At 63.9% G+C, this 14,052-nt stretch carries 14 protein-coding genes and 1 pseudogene; 2 read left to right on the top strand and 13 right to left on the bottom strand.

Features of this window, described 5'->3' with window-relative positions; all coding sequences use genetic code 11:
• Nucleotides 1–18 precede the first annotated feature (18 nt).
• From F8N82_RS09380 to paaF, 13 genes and pseudogenes are all read right to left on the bottom strand, one after another.
• Nucleotides 19–1,581: pseudogene (locus F8N82_RS09380) on the bottom strand (cation acetate symporter); the annotation flags it as partial.
• On the bottom strand, nt 1,578–1,886 hold the full coding sequence (locus F8N82_RS09385) for a DUF485 domain-containing protein (RefSeq protein WP_038995000.1): 309 nt from the start codon (nt 1,884–1,886) through the stop codon (nt 1,578–1,580). The pseudogene F8N82_RS09380 and the gene F8N82_RS09385, both read right to left, overlap by 4 nt.
• 78 nt (nt 1,887–1,964) lie before the next feature.
• Nucleotides 1,965–3,041 carry a 1,2-phenylacetyl-CoA epoxidase subunit PaaE gene (gene paaE / locus F8N82_RS09390; protein ID WP_038995001.1) on the bottom strand — a complete coding sequence of 359 codons (1,077 nt, stop codon included), beginning with the start codon at nt 3,039–3,041 and terminating at the stop codon, nt 1,965–1,967.
• A 32-nt stretch (nt 3,042–3,073) separates the two neighbouring features.
• The gene (gene paaD, locus F8N82_RS09395; protein ID WP_038995002.1) at nt 3,074–3,607 is read right to left on the bottom strand and encodes a 1,2-phenylacetyl-CoA epoxidase subunit PaaD; all 534 of its coding nucleotides are present in this window, start codon (nt 3,605–3,607) and stop codon (nt 3,074–3,076) included.
• Complete coding sequence (gene paaC / locus F8N82_RS09400) at nt 3,594–4,349, bottom strand: 1,2-phenylacetyl-CoA epoxidase subunit PaaC (protein ID WP_038995003.1); 756 nt, start codon at nt 4,347–4,349, stop codon at nt 3,594–3,596. Before paaC ends, paaD begins: the two co-directional genes overlap by 14 nt.
• A 1-nt stretch (nt 4,350) precedes the next feature.
• Nucleotides 4,351–4,632 carry a 1,2-phenylacetyl-CoA epoxidase subunit PaaB gene (paaB, locus tag F8N82_RS09405; protein WP_010225256.1) on the bottom strand — a complete coding sequence of 94 codons (282 nt, stop codon included), beginning with the start codon at nt 4,630–4,632 and terminating at the stop codon, nt 4,351–4,353.
• 14 nt (nt 4,633–4,646) lie between these two features.
• A complete protein-coding gene (paaA, locus tag F8N82_RS09410) occupies nt 4,647–5,636 on the bottom strand; it encodes a 1,2-phenylacetyl-CoA epoxidase subunit PaaA (RefSeq protein ID WP_038995005.1) in 990 nt (329 codons plus the stop codon).
• 399 nt (nt 5,637–6,035) lie between these two features.
• Entirely contained in the window at nt 6,036–7,346 is a 1,311-nt protein-coding gene (gene paaK / locus F8N82_RS09415; protein WP_038995006.1) for a phenylacetate--CoA ligase PaaK, read from the bottom strand.
• A gap of 68 nt (nt 7,347–7,414) precedes the next feature.
• Complete coding sequence (pcaF, locus tag F8N82_RS09420; RefSeq protein ID WP_038995007.1) at nt 7,415–8,626, bottom strand: 3-oxoadipyl-CoA thiolase; 1,212 nt, start codon at nt 8,624–8,626, stop codon at nt 7,415–7,417.
• Nucleotides 8,623–9,063, bottom strand: coding sequence for a hydroxyphenylacetyl-CoA thioesterase PaaI (paaI, locus tag F8N82_RS09425; RefSeq protein WP_038995008.1), 441 nt, complete (start codon nt 9,061–9,063; stop codon nt 8,623–8,625). Before paaI ends, pcaF begins: the two co-directional genes overlap by 4 nt.
• Nucleotides 9,056–10,573 carry a 3-hydroxyacyl-CoA dehydrogenase PaaH gene (gene paaH, locus F8N82_RS09430; RefSeq protein ID WP_038995009.1) on the bottom strand — a complete coding sequence of 506 codons (1,518 nt, stop codon included), beginning with the start codon at nt 10,571–10,573 and terminating at the stop codon, nt 9,056–9,058. Before paaH ends, paaI begins: the two co-directional genes overlap by 8 nt.
• 2 nt (nt 10,574–10,575) lie before the next feature.
• Nucleotides 10,576–11,367: a 2-(1,2-epoxy-1,2-dihydrophenyl)acetyl-CoA isomerase PaaG gene (paaG, locus tag F8N82_RS09435; protein WP_038995010.1), complete on the bottom strand. Its 792-nt coding sequence runs from the start codon at nt 11,365–11,367 to the stop codon at nt 10,576–10,578.
• A 36-nt stretch (nt 11,368–11,403) separates the two neighbouring features.
• Nucleotides 11,404–12,174: a 2,3-dehydroadipyl-CoA hydratase PaaF gene (gene paaF / locus F8N82_RS09440; protein WP_038999326.1), complete on the bottom strand. Its 771-nt coding sequence runs from the start codon at nt 12,172–12,174 to the stop codon at nt 11,404–11,406.
• A 280-nt stretch (nt 12,175–12,454) separates the two neighbouring features.
• Between paaF and F8N82_RS09445 the strand changes: the two genes are divergently transcribed.
• Together F8N82_RS09445 and paaX are read left to right on the top strand one after the other, a co-directional pair.
• Nucleotides 12,455–13,051, top strand: a complete 597-nt coding sequence (locus F8N82_RS09445; RefSeq protein WP_038995011.1) for a phenylacetic acid degradation protein PaaY — start codon at nt 12,455–12,457, stop codon at nt 13,049–13,051.
• A 76-nt stretch (nt 13,052–13,127) separates the two neighbouring features.
• Nucleotides 13,128–14,051 (top strand): phenylacetic acid degradation operon negative regulatory protein PaaX, encoded by a 924-nt coding sequence (gene paaX / locus F8N82_RS09450; protein WP_038995012.1) that lies wholly within the window; start codon nt 13,128–13,130, stop codon nt 14,049–14,051.
• Nucleotide 14,052 lies beyond the last annotated feature (1 nt).

Consider the following 14,052-nt stretch of genomic DNA (forward strand, 5'->3'; position numbering starts at 1 on the left):
TCGTTTTTGTTGTTGGTGTCAGTGCTTGCTGGCGCCTGCTGCGCCGATCCCGGTCATGGAACGAATGAACTGCGCAAGATAACGGCTCCGCTCCTCGGCGGCCCGTGTCGAGGTATCGGTGACCGAGAACAGCCAGGCGCCGAAGAAGGCCAGGCTCATGGAGAACAACGCCGGGTTGCTGTACGGGAACAGCGCCTGCTGGTGATGCAGGACGTTGACCCACACCGCCGGGCTGAGCACCAGCAGGACGATCGCCGAGATCAGCCCGCTCATGCTGCCAACCACCGCTCCGCGGGTGGTCAGGCCTTTCCAGAACATCGACAGGAACAGCACCGGGAAGTTGACCGAGGCGGCGATGGCCAGCACCAGGCCGGAGAGGAAGGCGATGTTCTGCGACTCGAACATCAGCCCGAGAATGATCGCCAGCACGCCAATGCCCAAGGTAGCCAGGCGTGAGACACGCATCTCTTGCTTCTCGGTGGCCTGGCCCTTGCGGATCACGCAGGCATACAGGTCATGGGACACCGCCGAGGCGCCAGACAGCGCCAGGCCGGCGACCACGGCCAGGATCGTGGCGAAGGCCACCGCCGAAATGAAACCGAGGAACAGGTTGCCACCTACCGCCTGGGCCAGGTGCACCGCGATCATGTTACCGCCGCCGATGATTGCGCCGCTGGCATCGCGGTAGGCGGGCTCGGTACCGACCATGACGATGGCGCCAAAGCCGACCACGATCAGCAACAGGTAGAAGTAGCCAATGAAACCGGTGGCATAGAACACGCTCTTGCGCGCTTCCTTGGCGTCACTGACGGTAAAGAAACGCATGAGGATATGTGGCAGCCCCGCTGTGCCAAACATCATCCCAAGACCCAGGGAAATGGCATCTATCGGGTTGGACAGCAAGCCACCGGGGGCCATGATCGCCGTGCCTTTGGCGTGCACTGCCGCCGCACCAGCGAACATCGCCTCGGTGCTGAAGCCAAAGTGCTTGAGCACCATGAAGGCCATGAAGCTGGTGCCCGAGAGCAGCAACACGGCCTTGATGATCTGTACCCAGGTGGTCGCCAGCATGCCGCCGAAGGTCACGTAGAAAACCATCAGCACCCCGACCAGCAGCACCGCATTGAAGTAGCTGATACCGAACAGCAGTTCGATCAGTTTGCCGGCACCGACCATCTGCGCCACCAGGTACATCAGCGCCACGGTCAGGGTGCCGAAGGCCGAGGTCAGGCGCACCGGGGTCTGTGCCAGGCGGTAGGAGACCACGTCGGCAAAGGTGTATTTACCCAGGTTGCGCAGGCGCTCGGCAATCAGGAACAGGATGATCGGCCAGCCGGCCAGTACCCCCAGGGCATACAGCAGGCCATCGTAGCCGTTGAGGAACATCATCGCCGAGATGCCGAGAAAGGAGGCCGCGCTGATCATGTCGCCGGCAATGGCCAGGCCATTCTGAAAGCCGGTCAAGCCACCACCGGCGGTATAGAAGTCGCTCGCCGAGCGGGTACGCAGCGCCGCCCAGCGGGTAATGCCCAGGGTGAACAGGACAAACAGCAGGAACATCGCGATCGCGGTCCAGTTCATTGTGCACACTCCCGCTTGACCTTGTCGTTCAAGGGGTCGAGCACATTGTTGGCGCGGTGCACGTAGATCCCGGTCAGGGCAAACGAGGCCAGCACGATCAGTACCCCGACCAGCATGCCGACCGTGGTCACCCCACCGCTCAATGACTGGCCCAGGGTCTCGGGGGAGAAGGCCACCAGCAAAACGAAACCATAATAGATAACCAGCATGGCCAGGGTCAGGACGCCATTGAGGCGGCGCTTGCGTCTGACCAACTGCTGGAAGTCGGGGTGTCGGGTGATGCTTTCGATGTCGTTGGGGGTCATGAGCGTTCTCTTTTTATTGTTGGTTGTTGTCAGGACACGCGGGGTACAGCGGCTAGCGTCGTTTGCGGCTCCTTGGCCTTACAGTTGGTCAAAGTCCAGCACCACCTTGGCGCTGAGCGGATAGCTCTGGCACGACAGTACATAGCCGGCGGCCACTTCGTAGTCTTCTAGGGCGTGGTTGCTGTCCATTTCCACTTCGCCTTCGATGACCTTGCACTTGCAGGTCGAGCACACTCCGGCCTTGCACGAGTAGGGCAGCTCGGCGCCGATGGCATTGCCGGCGTCCAGCACGCTCAGGGTGTTGCGCGGCAGGTCGAAGGCCAGCGCACGGCCGTCGCTGATCACGGTGATCTGGCTGCTCTGCGGGTTCTCGACCCGGGCCGCTTCACGCTGCTGGCGGCGTTGCTCATTGCCAGCGGCAGCGAACAACTCGAAATGAATGCGTTCAGCTGCCAGGCCATTGGCCTTGAGGCTGTCGCGGACCATTTCGGTCATGCTCTGCGGCCCGCAGATGAATGCGGCATCCAGGCGTGGTGCATCCAGCCAGCGGCTGAACAGCAGGTTGCATTTGTCGGCATCGATACGGCCGTTGTACAGGTCGATGTCCTGTTGCTCGCGGCTGAACACGAAGATCAGGTTCAGACGTTGCAGGTAACGGTTCTTCAGGTCTTCGAGCTGCTCGCGAAACAGTGCCGAGGTGCTGGCACGGTTGCCGTAGAGCAGGGTGAAGCGGCTGTGCGGTTCGTGCTCCAGGGTGGTCTTGATGATCGACAGGATCGGCGTGATGCCGCTGCCGGCCGCCACGGCCAGGTAGTTGCCCTGGCGCGTGGGATCGAGCTGGACATTGAAGGTGCCGGCCGGGGGCATGACCTCGAGGACGTCGCCCGCCGCCAGCACCTCGTTGGCAAAAGCCGAGAAGCGCCCACCGGCGACGCGTTTGACCGCCACCCGCAACTCACCATCGTTGACCCCGGTGCAGATGGAATAGGAGCGGCGTACTTCTTCGTTGTCCAGGTGGGTGCGCATGACCAGGTACTGGCCCTGGACAAAGTGAAACTGTTCGCGCAGGTCATCCGGGACGTCGAACAGGATCGACACCGCATCGCGGGTTTCATTGCGCACTTGCTTGACGGTAAGGCTATGGAACTGGCTCATGGTGGTTCTCCATCAGGCGCAGCGAGGTGCGCTCAGATGCATTTGAAATAGTCGAAAGGTTCACGGCAGTCGCAGCAGCGATACAGCGCCTTGCAGGCGGTGGAGCCGAACTGGCTGAGCAATTCGGTGTGGCTGCTGCCGCATTGCGGGCAACTGATCAGCGGGCTGTCACCGAGCAGGCTGCGTTTACTGGCGCTGCCCTGGGGTGCGGCGATGCCGTAGGCCTGCAGGCGTTGCCGGCCGGCTGCGGTAATCCAGTCGGTGGTCCAGGCCGGGCTCAACTGGCGCTTGAGCCGTGGCGCGACAAAGCCTGCATCCTCCAGGGCCTGGGTGATGTCCTGCTCGATCACCTCGGTGGCCGGGCAGCCGGAGTAGGTCGGGGTGACCACCACCTGCAGGTGGCCGGCCTCCCAGCTCAGGTCGCGGACAATCCCCAGGTCGACCACGCTGACCACCGGGACTTCCGGGTCCATGACCTCGGCCAGCACCGCCCAACCCTGGCGCAGGTCGTCGCCACGCGGCGCGCGGGCGCCGCGGTCGCTGGCAATCAGTTCACCAGGTTGCATCGGGGTAGGCTCGTGGCAGGAACTGCATTTCAGCCAGCAACAGGCCCAGGTGTTCGCTGTGCAGGCCGCGGCGGCTGTCGAGGTAGAAGTGGCTGGCGGGTGCCGGCAAGGGCAGGGTGGCGCGCTCGAAAGTCGCGGCGACCTGACCCAGCCAGGCGCTGGCGATGGCCTGCGGGTCGCCGATGATGCCGGCGGCGAACAGGCGTTGTTCGAGTGCGTCGCTATTGACCAGCTCAACGGTGAAGCGCCACACCTGAGGGATGGCTGCGAGCATGCGCCGGTGGCTTTCTTCAGTGCCATCGCCCAGGCGTTCGAGCCACTCGCCGGAGCGGCGCAGGTGGTAGGTGACCTCTTTCAACGCCTTGGCGGCAATGCCCTGGATGCGCGGGTCAAGCGACTGGCTCAGTTGTTCGAGCACCTGCAAATGCCAGGCGTCGTAGAGAAACTGCTTGAGCATGGTCACGGCGAAGTCGCCATTGGGCTGCTCGACCAGCAACAGGTTGCGGTAGTCGCGCTGATCGCGACGAAACACCAGGTGATCGGCGTCACGGCCGTCGTCGGCAAGTTCCGCCGCGTAGTCGAGCCAGTTGCGGGCCTGGCCGACCAGGTCGAGGCCGACGTTCATCAGCGCCAGTTCTTCTTCCAGCGCCGGCGCGTGGCCACACCATTCGCACAGGCGCTGGCCCTGGATCATGGCACTGTCGCCCAGGCGCAACAGGTAGGGGATCAGGTCCTGGGTCATGTTACATATGCCCCACTTCGGCCGGCAGCTCATAGAAGCTGGCGTGGCGGTAGACCTTGTCTTGCGACGGGTCGAACAGCGGCTCCTTCTCGTCGGGCGAGGAGGCAATGATCAGCGCCGAGGGCACTACCCACAGGCTGACGCCTTCGTTGCGGCGGGTGTACAGCTCACGAGCGTTCTCGATCGCCATGGTGGCGTCGGCGGCGTGGACGCTACCGACATGCTTGTGGTTCAGGCCGTGCTTGCTGCGCACGAATACTTCAAACAGGGTCCATTCGGACATGACGGGCTCTCCGGTCAGGCAGCGATCTTGTTGTGTTTTTTACGCGCATGGGCAACTGCGGCGGCGCGGACCCAGGCGCCATCCTCGATGGCCTGGCGCCGGGTGGCGACGCGCTCCTGGTTGCACGGGCCGTTGCCCTTGAGCACTTCGTAGAACTCGTCCCACTGGATCTGGCCGAAGTCGTAATGACCGCGCTCGGCGTTCCACTTCAGGGCCGGATCCGGGACGCTGCAGCCGAGCAGTTCGAGCTGCGGGATGGTCTGGTCGATGAAGCGCTGGCGCAGTTCGTCGTTGCTCTGGCGCTTGATCTTCCAGGCCATGGACTGGGCGCTGTTGGGCGAATGCTCGTCGCTGGGGCCGAACATCATCAGCGATGGCCACCAGAGGCGGTTGATGGCGTCCTGGACCATGTCCTTCTGGGCCTGGGTGCCATGGCGCATCATGGTCAGGAGCATTTCGTAGCCCTGGCGCTGGTGGAAGCTCTCTTCCTTGCAGATGCGGATCATCGCCCGTGAATAGGGGCCGTAGCTGGTGCGCTGCAGCACCACCTGGTTGACGATGGCCGCGCCATCGACCAGCCAGCCCACTACGCCCATGTCAGCCCAGCTCAGGGTCGGGTAGTTGAAGATGCTTGAGTACTTGGCCTTGCCGCTGTGCAGCTTGGCGATTTCGCTGTCGCGGTCGGCGCCCAGGGTTTCCATGGCGCTGTACAGGTACAGGCCGTGGCCGGCTTCGTCCTGGATCTTGGCCATCAGTTGCAGTTTGCGCTTGAGGGTCGGGGCGCGGGTCACCCAGTTGCCTTCCGGCAGCATGCCGACAATTTCCGAGTGCGCGTGTTGCGAGATCTGCCGGATCAGGGTCTGGCGGTAGGCGTCGGGCATCCAGTTCTTGGCTTCGATCTTGATTTCGTCATCGATGCGCTGCTGGAACGCGCGCTCTTGCGCGGACATCTCATCCAGGCTCTTGAGGCGCTTGACGCCGGTTTCTACCAGTTGTGCGTACATGGGGTTCTCCAGCCTTTTATGAAGGGGGCTTTGAGGCTGGAGACAGTTATATGTGATACAGGGCAAAATATCAAACACAAAAATGTGTATCAGAACTGATTTGTGTATCGCTTTGTTCGGGCGTAACGGAGCGCTTATCCATTCGCTGTGGCGCTCTTGCGGGGTGCCGTAGCGAAGGGACCCGAAGCGCAGCGTAGGGCCGTATACAGGAGCAAGCGGTTTTGCCTACTTCCTCCCAAGAGAAAAGTAGGCCGCCGTAAGGGCGGAAGGGGTCGGCAGCCACGCCACAACGAATGGATAAGCTGGCAGCCTCAACATCCATCCCAGGGCCCATGGCCCAGGGATGGCCTGAAGAACCTAAAAGAAGCCCCGGCGGGTGCGGCGCGGCAGGTATTGATCCTAGGTACGCTTGTCGAAGACGTGACAGGCCTTGCCTTCCGAGCGCTTGATCGAATAGGCGGGCTGCAGAACCACGCGCGAGCTGATGCCGATATGGGTCTTGATATGCCGGCTCAGCTCGCTGCACAGGTCCTGCTGGCACCTCGGGTCCAGGTGTTGGTGTTCGCATTTGAGTTCGACATGAACGTCGACGCTGTCGAGATTTCCATTGCGATACAGATGAATTTCATAGATTTCAGAAAACTGTCTTATTTTTAGCACCTGTTCCTCGATCTGGGTCGGGAACACGTTCACCCCGCGAACGATCAGCATGTCATCGCTACGCCCGGTGATCTTGTCGATACGCCGCATCGGTCGCGCCGTGCCGGGCAGCAGGCGGGTCAGGTCACGGGTGCGGTAACGGATCATCGGCAGCGCTTCCTTGCTCAGCGAGGTGAACACCAGTTCGCCCAGCTCGCCGTCGGGCAGCACGGCGCCCGTGACCGGGTCGATGATCTCGGGGTAGAAGTGGTCTTCCCAGACAGTCGGGCCGTCCTTGCTTTCAGCACACTCCATGGCCACCCCGGGGCCCATGATTTCCGAGAGCCCGTAAATGTCCAGGGCGTCGATGCCCAGGCGCGCCTCCAGGGCGCGGCGCAGTTCCGGGGTCCAGGGTTCGGCGCCGAAAATCCCCAGGCGCAGGGCCAGCGAATGCGGGTCGATGCCCTGGCGCTCGATCTCGTCGGCCAGGTTGAGCATGTACGAGGGGGTGACCATGATGATGTCGGGCTGAAAATCACGGATCAGTTGCACCTGCTTTTCAGTCTGCCCGCCGGACATCGGGATCACCGTGCAGCCGAGGCGTTCGGCGCCATAGTGGGCACCCAGGCCGCCGGTGAACAGGCCGTAGCCATAGGCCACATGGACCTTGTCGCCACGCCGCCCGCCGGCGGCGCGGATCGAGCGGGCGACGACATTGGCCCAGGTGTCGATGTCGTTCTGGGTATAGCCGACCACGGTCGGTTTGCCGGTGGTGCCGCTTGAGGCATGCAGGCGCACCACATCGTGCAGCGGTACGGCAAACAGGCCATAGGGGTAGTTGTCGCGCAGGTCGGCCTTGTAGGTAAAGGGAAAGCGCGCCAGGTCGTCGAGCGAGCGGATGTCATCAGGGTGCACGCCCAGTTCATCAAAACGCTGCCGGTACATGGGCACGTTCTGGTAGGCATGGCGCAGGCTCCAGCGCAAGCGCTGCAACTGATGCTGGCGCAATTGATCGATGCTGGCGGTTTCCAGTGGATCGAGCACGGCGGGGGTGGCGATGTGCATGTTCATGGCTTCACTCTAATTGTTGTTGTTGATTGCCGTCGCACGCGGCTTGAGTGTGGTTCTAGGATACGACTTCAGCCCTCCAGGCGCTCGATAATCAAGGCAATGCCCTGGCCGACGCCGATGCACATGGTGCACATGGCATAACGCGCCTGGCGTTGTTCCAGTTCATGCAGGGCCGTGGTCACCAGGCGCGCGCCGCTCATGCCCAGCGGATGCCCCAGGGCAATGGCGCCGCCGTTGGGGTTGACCCGCGGGTCGTCGTCGGCTAGCCCCAGTTCGCGCAGCACCGCCAGGCCCTGTGCAGCGAAGGCTTCGTTAAGCTCGATAACGTCCATGTCGGCGACGGTCAGCCCGGCCAGTGCCAGTACCTTGCGTGTCGCCGGCACCGGGCCGATGCCCATGATCCGGGGCTCGACCCCGGCCGTGGCCATCGCCAGCACTCGCCCGCGGGCTTTGAGGCCAAAGCGCTCGGCCTGTGCGCGGCTGGCCAGCAGCAGGGCGCAGGCGCCGTCATTGACCCCTGATGCATTACCGGCGGTTACCGTGCCATTGGCACGAAAGGGCGTAGGCAGCTTTTGCAGCTGCGCCAGGGTTGTCTCGGCGCGCGGGTGTTCATCACGGTCGATGACGGTCGCCGGCCCTTTGCGCTGGGCGATGGTCACCGCCACGATTTCCCTGGCCAGGCGGCCGTTGGCCTGGGCCGCCGCGGCACGCTGCTGGCTGCGCAGGGCAAAGGCGTCCTGATCGGCCCGGGAAATATTGAACTGCGCGGCGACGTTCTCGGCCGTTTCCGGCATCGAATCGATACCGTACTGCTGTTGCATCAGCGGGTTGACGAAGCGCCAGCCAAGGGTAGTGTCGTACAGTTCGGCCTGGCGCGAAAACGCCTGTTCGGCCTTGGCCATCACCAGCGGCGCTCGCGACATCGATTCGACCCCGCCCACCAGCAGCAGCCCGGCTTCGCCACAGCGGATGGCGCGGGCGCCGCTGCCGATTGCGTCCAGCCCGGAACCGCACAGGCGGTTGACCGTGGTGCCGGGCACGCTGGGCGGAAGGCCCGCCAGCAGCGCCGACATGCGCGCGACGTTGCGGTTGTCTTCACCGGCCTGGTTGGCGCAGCCGTAGATCACATCGTCGACGGCCGTCCAGTCGACCTGCGGGTGGCGCTGGCACAGGGCGCGCAGGGGCAGGGCGCCGAGGTCGTCGGCGCGCAGGCTGCTCAAGGCGCCAGCGTAGCGGCCGATGGGGGTGCGCAAGGCGTCAATGATCAGGGCGTCGGTCATGCCAGGGGCTCCTCGGGCAACACCGTGCCGCGGACTTTGTAGGACTTGCCGTGAAACAGGGCGATCAGCTGGCCCTGCTGGTTTTCGATGCGTACGGCATAGTTGCCGGTACGTCCGCTGCGGCTCAGCTCGCTGCAGGTGGCGGTGAGGGTGTCGCCCAGCTGCGCCGGGGCGACGTAGTCGATGCTGCAGCCCAGGGCGACGGTGGCCTCGTTGTGGCTATTGCAGGCAAAGGCAAAGGCCGAATCGGCCAAGGCAAACAGGTAACCACCGTGGCAGGTGCCATGGCCCTGGAGCATGTCCTGGCGCACGCTCATGCCAACCCGGGCGCTGCCGGGGCCGGCGGCCAGCAGGCGCATGCCCATGCCCTGGCTGGCCGGGTCGCGTTCGAAGAGCGCCTGGGCGCAACGGCTGGCAAGGTCCAATCGTTCATTCATGAAAGCAGGCTCCTTCGGCCAACAGCCGACGCAAGTGCAGGGAGGGGCGGTAGCGTTCTTCGCCGTAGGCGGTTTGCAGGTGGCTGAGCACCTGCACCGTGAAATCGATGCCCAGGGCATCGGCCCAGGCCAGTGGGCCGCAGGGGTAATTGACCCCGGCGCACATCGCCAGGTCGATGTCTGCGGCCGAGGCCACCCCCTGTAGCAGCGCGTCGGCGCCTTCGTTGGCCAGGCACACCACGGTGCGCAGCACGCACAGGGCCGGGCTGTCGCGCAGCGCGGTTAGCGCTATGCCGGCGGCATTGAGCAGGGCCACCACCTGGTCGATGGCAGCGGGCGCGGTGCCGGCCGCCCAACTGATAGCCAGGCGTTTGGCGCTGGCGTAATCGAGCGCCAGATCGAGCAGGATCAGGTTGTCCAGGCCCTCATCCCGGGCGCGCTGGCTGGCCAGGCGGCCATCGCTCAGTGCCAGGGTGGCCTGGCCGATGCGCAGCAGGCCGTTGCCGGGGCGCTGGCTGAGCGCCAGGCCTGCGGTGGCCAGGCGTTCAAGCAGGGGCGCGAGCAAGCCAGGATCACCTTCGACGAACAGGGTGTCGGGCGCCACCTGGCTTTGCAGGTTCAACGGCTGTGGGTGTGTCGCATCGGCGTGATAATCATAGAAGCCCCGGCCGCTCTTGCGCCCCAGGTAGCCGGCGTCGACCAGTGCCTTTTGTACCAGCGACGGGGTAAAGCGCCGGTCCTGGTAGTAGGCGTCGAATACCGAGCAGGTCACGGCGTAATTGACATCATGGCCGATCAGGTCGGTCAGCTCGAAGGCGCCCATGGCAAAGCCGCCAGCCTCGCGCAGCAAGGCATCGAGGCTGGCGCAATCGCTGACATTCTCCTGCAGCAGGCGCAGGCTTTCGGCGTAGAACGGCCGCGCGACCCGGTTGACGATAAAACCCGGGGTGGAGCGCGCCAGCACCGGCTGCTTGCCCCAGGCCCGGGCGGTGTCTTTGATGCATTCGGCGATTTCGCTGGCAGTGGCCAGGCCGCTGACCACTTCGACCAGGGCCATGGCCGGCGCCGGGTTGAAAAAATGCATGCCCACCAGCCGCTGCGGGTGTGCAAGGCCGGCAGCCAGTTGCGTGATCGAGAGTGAAGAGGTGTTGCTGGCCAGGATGCAGTCGCTGCGGCACAGCGCTTGCAATTGGCCTAGCAGCTCACGTTTGACCTCAAGGTTCTCGACGATGGCCTCGATCACCAGGCCGGCATCGGCCAGCTCGTCGAGGTTCGCCGCAGGTTGCAGGCGAGCCAGGCATTCGGCCCGGGCGTCGGCGGCGAGCTTGCCATTGGCTACGCGTTTGCCCAGTTGCTGGTCGATGTTCGCAATGGCCTGGGCGGCGGCGCCGGGGCGGCTGTCGTACAACTGCACCCGGTGCCCGGCCTGGGCCGCCACCTGGGCGATACCGGCGCCCATGGCCCCGGCACCGATCACCGCGACCATGACGTTGTTGCTGAGGGCGGTCATGCTCAACGCCCTTTGAATTGGGCGGTACGCTTGGCCATGAAGGCGCTGACGCCTTCGCGGTAGTCTTCGCTGCGCCCGGCCAGACGCTGCAGGTCGCGCTCCAGGGTCAGTTGCTGGTCGAAACTGTTGTCCAGGCTGGCATGCAGGCCGCGCTTGATCAGCCCCAGGCCGTAAGTGGGCTGGGTGGCCAGGTGACGGGCCAGCTTCATCGCTTCGTCGCGCAGCTCGGCGTCGTCGACGCAGCGATAGATCAGCCCCCATTGCTCGGCCTGTTCGGCGCTCAGGCGCTCGCCGAGCATCGCCAGGGCTTTGGCCCGGGCCATGCCGACCAGCCGTGGCAACGCGTAGGTGCCGCCCGAATCCGGGATCAGGCCGATCTTGCAGAACGCCTGGATAAAGTTGGCCGAGCGTGCCGCCAGCACCAGGTCGCAGGCCAGCGGTATGTTCGCGCCAGCGCCGGCGGCGACGCCGTTGACCGCGCAGATTACCGGGATCGGCAGCTCGCGCAGGGTGCGCACCAGCGGGTTGTAGTAGCGCTCGATGGATTCGCCCAGGTCCGGTACCTCGGTGCCGGGGGCGACATTGCGATCGGCCAGGTCCTGGCCTGCACAAAAGCCGCGGCCCTCGGCGGTCAGCAGCAGTACCCGCACGTCTGCATTGCCGCGCACCTGGCGCAGCGCCTGCTGGACTTCTTCATGCATCTGGCTGTTGAAGCTGTTCAGTTGCTCGGGGCGATTGAGGCTGAGCAGGGCGATGCCAGCGTCGATGGAAAACAGGATGTGCTCGAAACTCATGGTGTCTGCCTTTGGTTGCAGGTGGATCGAAGGGGCTTATTGGCCGCCGAAGTGGGCGCGGCGTTTTTCCTGGAAGGCGCGTATGCCCTCGTTGCGGTCGGCAGTGCCGGCCAGCAGGGTGAAAGCATGGCGTTCAAAACGCAGGCCGCTGGCCAGGTCCAGGTCCTGAGCCTTGAGCAGCGCTTCCTTGGCCAGGCGCAGCGCCAGCGGTGCTTTGCTGGCAATGCGCTGGGCAAGCTGCAGGGCGCGCTCGACCGTCAGCTCCGGTGGGGTGATCTCGCTGACCAGGCCAGCTTCCAGGGCGCGTCTGGCGCTGATCGGTTCGCCGCTGAGGACCATCTGCATGGCCAGCGACTTGCCAACCGCCCGCAGCAGGCGCTGGGTGCCGCCAGCCCCGGGCATGATCCCGAGGTTGATTTCCGGCTGGCCGAACTGGGCGTCTTCGCCGGCAATCAGGATGTCGGCGTGCATCGCCAGTTCGCAGCCAGCGCCCAGGGCGTAGCCATTGACGGCCGCAATCAGCGGTTTGGCGAACTGACTGATGCTTTGCCAGTGCGCCTGGCGCGGATCGTTGAGCATGCCGACCAGGTCGCGACTGGCCATTTCGTTAAGGTCGGCGCCGGCGGCGAAGGCCTTGCGGCTGCCAGTCAGGACCACGGCGCCAATGCTGTCGTCGCTGGTGCAGCGCCGCAGCTGCTCGGCGAGCTCGGCCAGCAGTTCAGTGTTCAGTGCGTTGAGCGCTTGAGGGCGTTGCAGGGTGATCAGGCAAACGGCCTGATCGGTGTGCACGGCAAGGGTATGCGGCATGGCAAGGGTCTCGCAGGGCAGGCGGGCGTCAAGGCCGGTATTTTTGTTGGACGGGCGTGGGCCGTTTTGCTGAAGTATAAGCATGAAGCGATACAGAAAAACAATATTAAAATAATAAAACGTGTCCTGACTGTTCTGTGGCTGTACCATTTCTATGGGTTGATTCAGGAGTATGTTGGATTTTAAGGGCGGTCTGTCCCTTGAGGTAACCTGTTAAAGCGATACGAGAAGTGATATTAGATATTAGGTAATGCGGTTAAATATTCCGAGGATCCTCACCATGCCTTGCTATAGCCTTGATGGCCTCACCCCGGTGGTCGACCCCAGTGCCTATGTGCATCCAAGTGCCGTGCTGATCGGCGACGTGATCGTCGGCCCCCGTTGCTACATTGGCCCATTGGCCAGTTTGCGCGGTGATTTCGGGCGCATCGTGCTGGAAGAGGGCGCCAATCTGCAGGACACCTGCGTCATGCATGGTTTCCCCGACAGTGATACGGTGGTCGAGCGTGACGGCCATGTTGGTCATGGCGCGGTGTTGCATGGCTGTCGGGTGGGGGCCGATGCGCTGATCGGCATCAATGCCGTGGTGCTCGACCACGCACGCATCGGCGCGCGTTCGATCGTCTCGGCCGGCGCCCTGGTCAAGGCCCGCTTCACCTGCGCCGAACAATCGCTGGTGATCGGCTCCCCGGCCCGGGTCAGCCGGCGCTTGAGCGATGAGGAAGTGGCCTGGAAGCAAGCCGGCACCCGTGAGTATCAACTCCTCGGCCTGCGCTGTCGCAGCCTGGTGGAGTGCGCGCCGTTGCCGGCTGCCGAAGCCGACCGGCCACGCATCAGCCACAGCGCGCATCGTCCCAAGGCCGCCAGCAGCACCTGAACCTTTCGGGTAACAGGGCCGGCGTAGTCTTGAACTGGGCGGCGGGGTATATTTCAACTTTTTCGATGGACCGTTTATGTCGTCCCTGACACCGCTCAATCAGCTGATCCACCGTTTTCAGCAGCAGACACCCATACGGGCCAGTTCACTGATCATCACCTTGTATGGCGATGCCATCGAGCCCCATGGCGGCACCGTATGGCTGGGCAGCCTGATTCAGTTGCTCGAACCCATGGGCATCAACGAGCGGCTGATCCGCACCTCGATCTTTCGCCTGACCAAAGAGAACTGGCTGACCGCAGAGAAAGTTGGACGGCGCAGTTACTACAGCCTGACCGGTACTGGCCGGCGGCGTTTCGACAAGGCTTTCAAGCGTGTGTACAGCGCCAACCTGCCGGCCTGGGACGGCTCATGGTGCCTGGCGATGCTGACTCAACTGGCCGCCGACAAGCGCAAGCAGGTGCGTGAGGAGCTCGAATGGCAGGGGTTTGCTGCGATTGCGCCAACGGTGCTGGCCTCGCCGCGCTTTGACCGCGGCGACGTCAATGCCACCTTGCTGGAGCTTGGCGTGCAGGAAGACACCATTTTGTTCGAGACCACCACCCAGGATGTTCTGGCCTCGCGGGCCCTGCGCATGCAAGTGCGCGAAAGCTGGAACCTCGAGGAGCTGGCAGCCCATTACAGCGAGTTCATCCAGCTGTTCCGGCCGCTCTGGCAGAGCCTGCGCGAGCACGCCACGCTCGATCCGCAGGACTGCTTCCTGGCCCGGATCCTGCTGATTCATGAGTACCGCAAGCTGTTGCTGCGTGACCCGCAACTGCCCGACGAGCTGCTGCCGGGGGACTGGGAAGGCCGCGCTGCCCGGCAACTGTGCCGCAACCTGTACCGGCTGATCGTTGCCCCGGCCGAGCAATGGCTGGCCAGCGCCATGGAAACCGCCGATGGACCGTTGCCGGACGTGGGGGAAAACTTCTACAAGCGCTTTGGCGGGCTGGCCTGAG

This window comes from Pseudomonas fluorescens (assembly GCF_902497775.2).
In the GTDB taxonomy this organism is placed as follows: domain Bacteria; phylum Pseudomonadota; class Gammaproteobacteria; order Pseudomonadales; family Pseudomonadaceae; genus Aquipseudomonas; species Aquipseudomonas putida_F.

What these genes read in the sequence shown, in the direction of transcription:
- F8N82_RS09385 (WP_038995000.1), bottom strand. Translation starts at nt 1,886, where the DNA reads ATGACCCCCAACGACATCGAAAGCATCACCCGACACCCCGACTTCCAG.
- paaE (WP_038995001.1), bottom strand. Translation starts at nt 3,041, where the DNA reads ATGAGCCAGTTCCATAGCCTTACCGTCAAGCAAGTGCGCAATGAAACC.
- paaD (WP_038995002.1), bottom strand. Translation starts at nt 3,607, where the DNA reads ATGCAACCTGGTGAACTGATTGCCAGCGACCGCGGCGCCCGCGCGCCG.
- paaC (WP_038995003.1), bottom strand. Translation starts at nt 4,349, where the DNA reads ATGACCCAGGACCTGATCCCCTACCTGTTGCGCCTGGGCGACAGTGCC.
- paaB (WP_010225256.1), bottom strand. Translation starts at nt 4,632, where the DNA reads ATGTCCGAATGGACCCTGTTTGAAGTATTCGTGCGCAGCAAGCACGGC.
- paaA (WP_038995005.1), bottom strand. Translation starts at nt 5,636, where the DNA reads ATGTACGCACAACTGGTAGAAACCGGCGTCAAGCGCCTCAAGAGCCTG.
- paaK (WP_038995006.1), bottom strand. Translation starts at nt 7,346, where the DNA reads ATGAACATGCACATCGCCACCCCCGCCGTGCTCGATCCACTGGAAACC.
- pcaF (WP_038995007.1), bottom strand. Translation starts at nt 8,626, where the DNA reads ATGACCGACGCCCTGATCATTGACGCCTTGCGCACCCCCATCGGCCGC.
- paaI (WP_038995008.1), bottom strand. Translation starts at nt 9,063, where the DNA reads ATGAATGAACGATTGGACCTTGCCAGCCGTTGCGCCCAGGCGCTCTTC.
- paaH (WP_038995009.1), bottom strand. Translation starts at nt 10,573, where the DNA reads ATGACCGCCCTCAGCAACAACGTCATGGTCGCGGTGATCGGTGCCGGG.
- paaG (WP_038995010.1), bottom strand. Translation starts at nt 11,367, where the DNA reads ATGAGTTTCGAGCACATCCTGTTTTCCATCGACGCTGGCATCGCCCTG.
- paaF (WP_038999326.1), bottom strand. Translation starts at nt 12,174, where the DNA reads ATGCCGCATACCCTTGCCGTGCACACCGATCAGGCCGTTTGCCTGATC.
- F8N82_RS09445 (WP_038995011.1), top strand. Translation starts at nt 12,455, where the DNA reads ATGCCTTGCTATAGCCTTGATGGCCTCACCCCGGTGGTCGACCCCAGT.
- paaX (WP_038995012.1), top strand. Translation starts at nt 13,128, where the DNA reads ATGTCGTCCCTGACACCGCTCAATCAGCTGATCCACCGTTTTCAGCAG.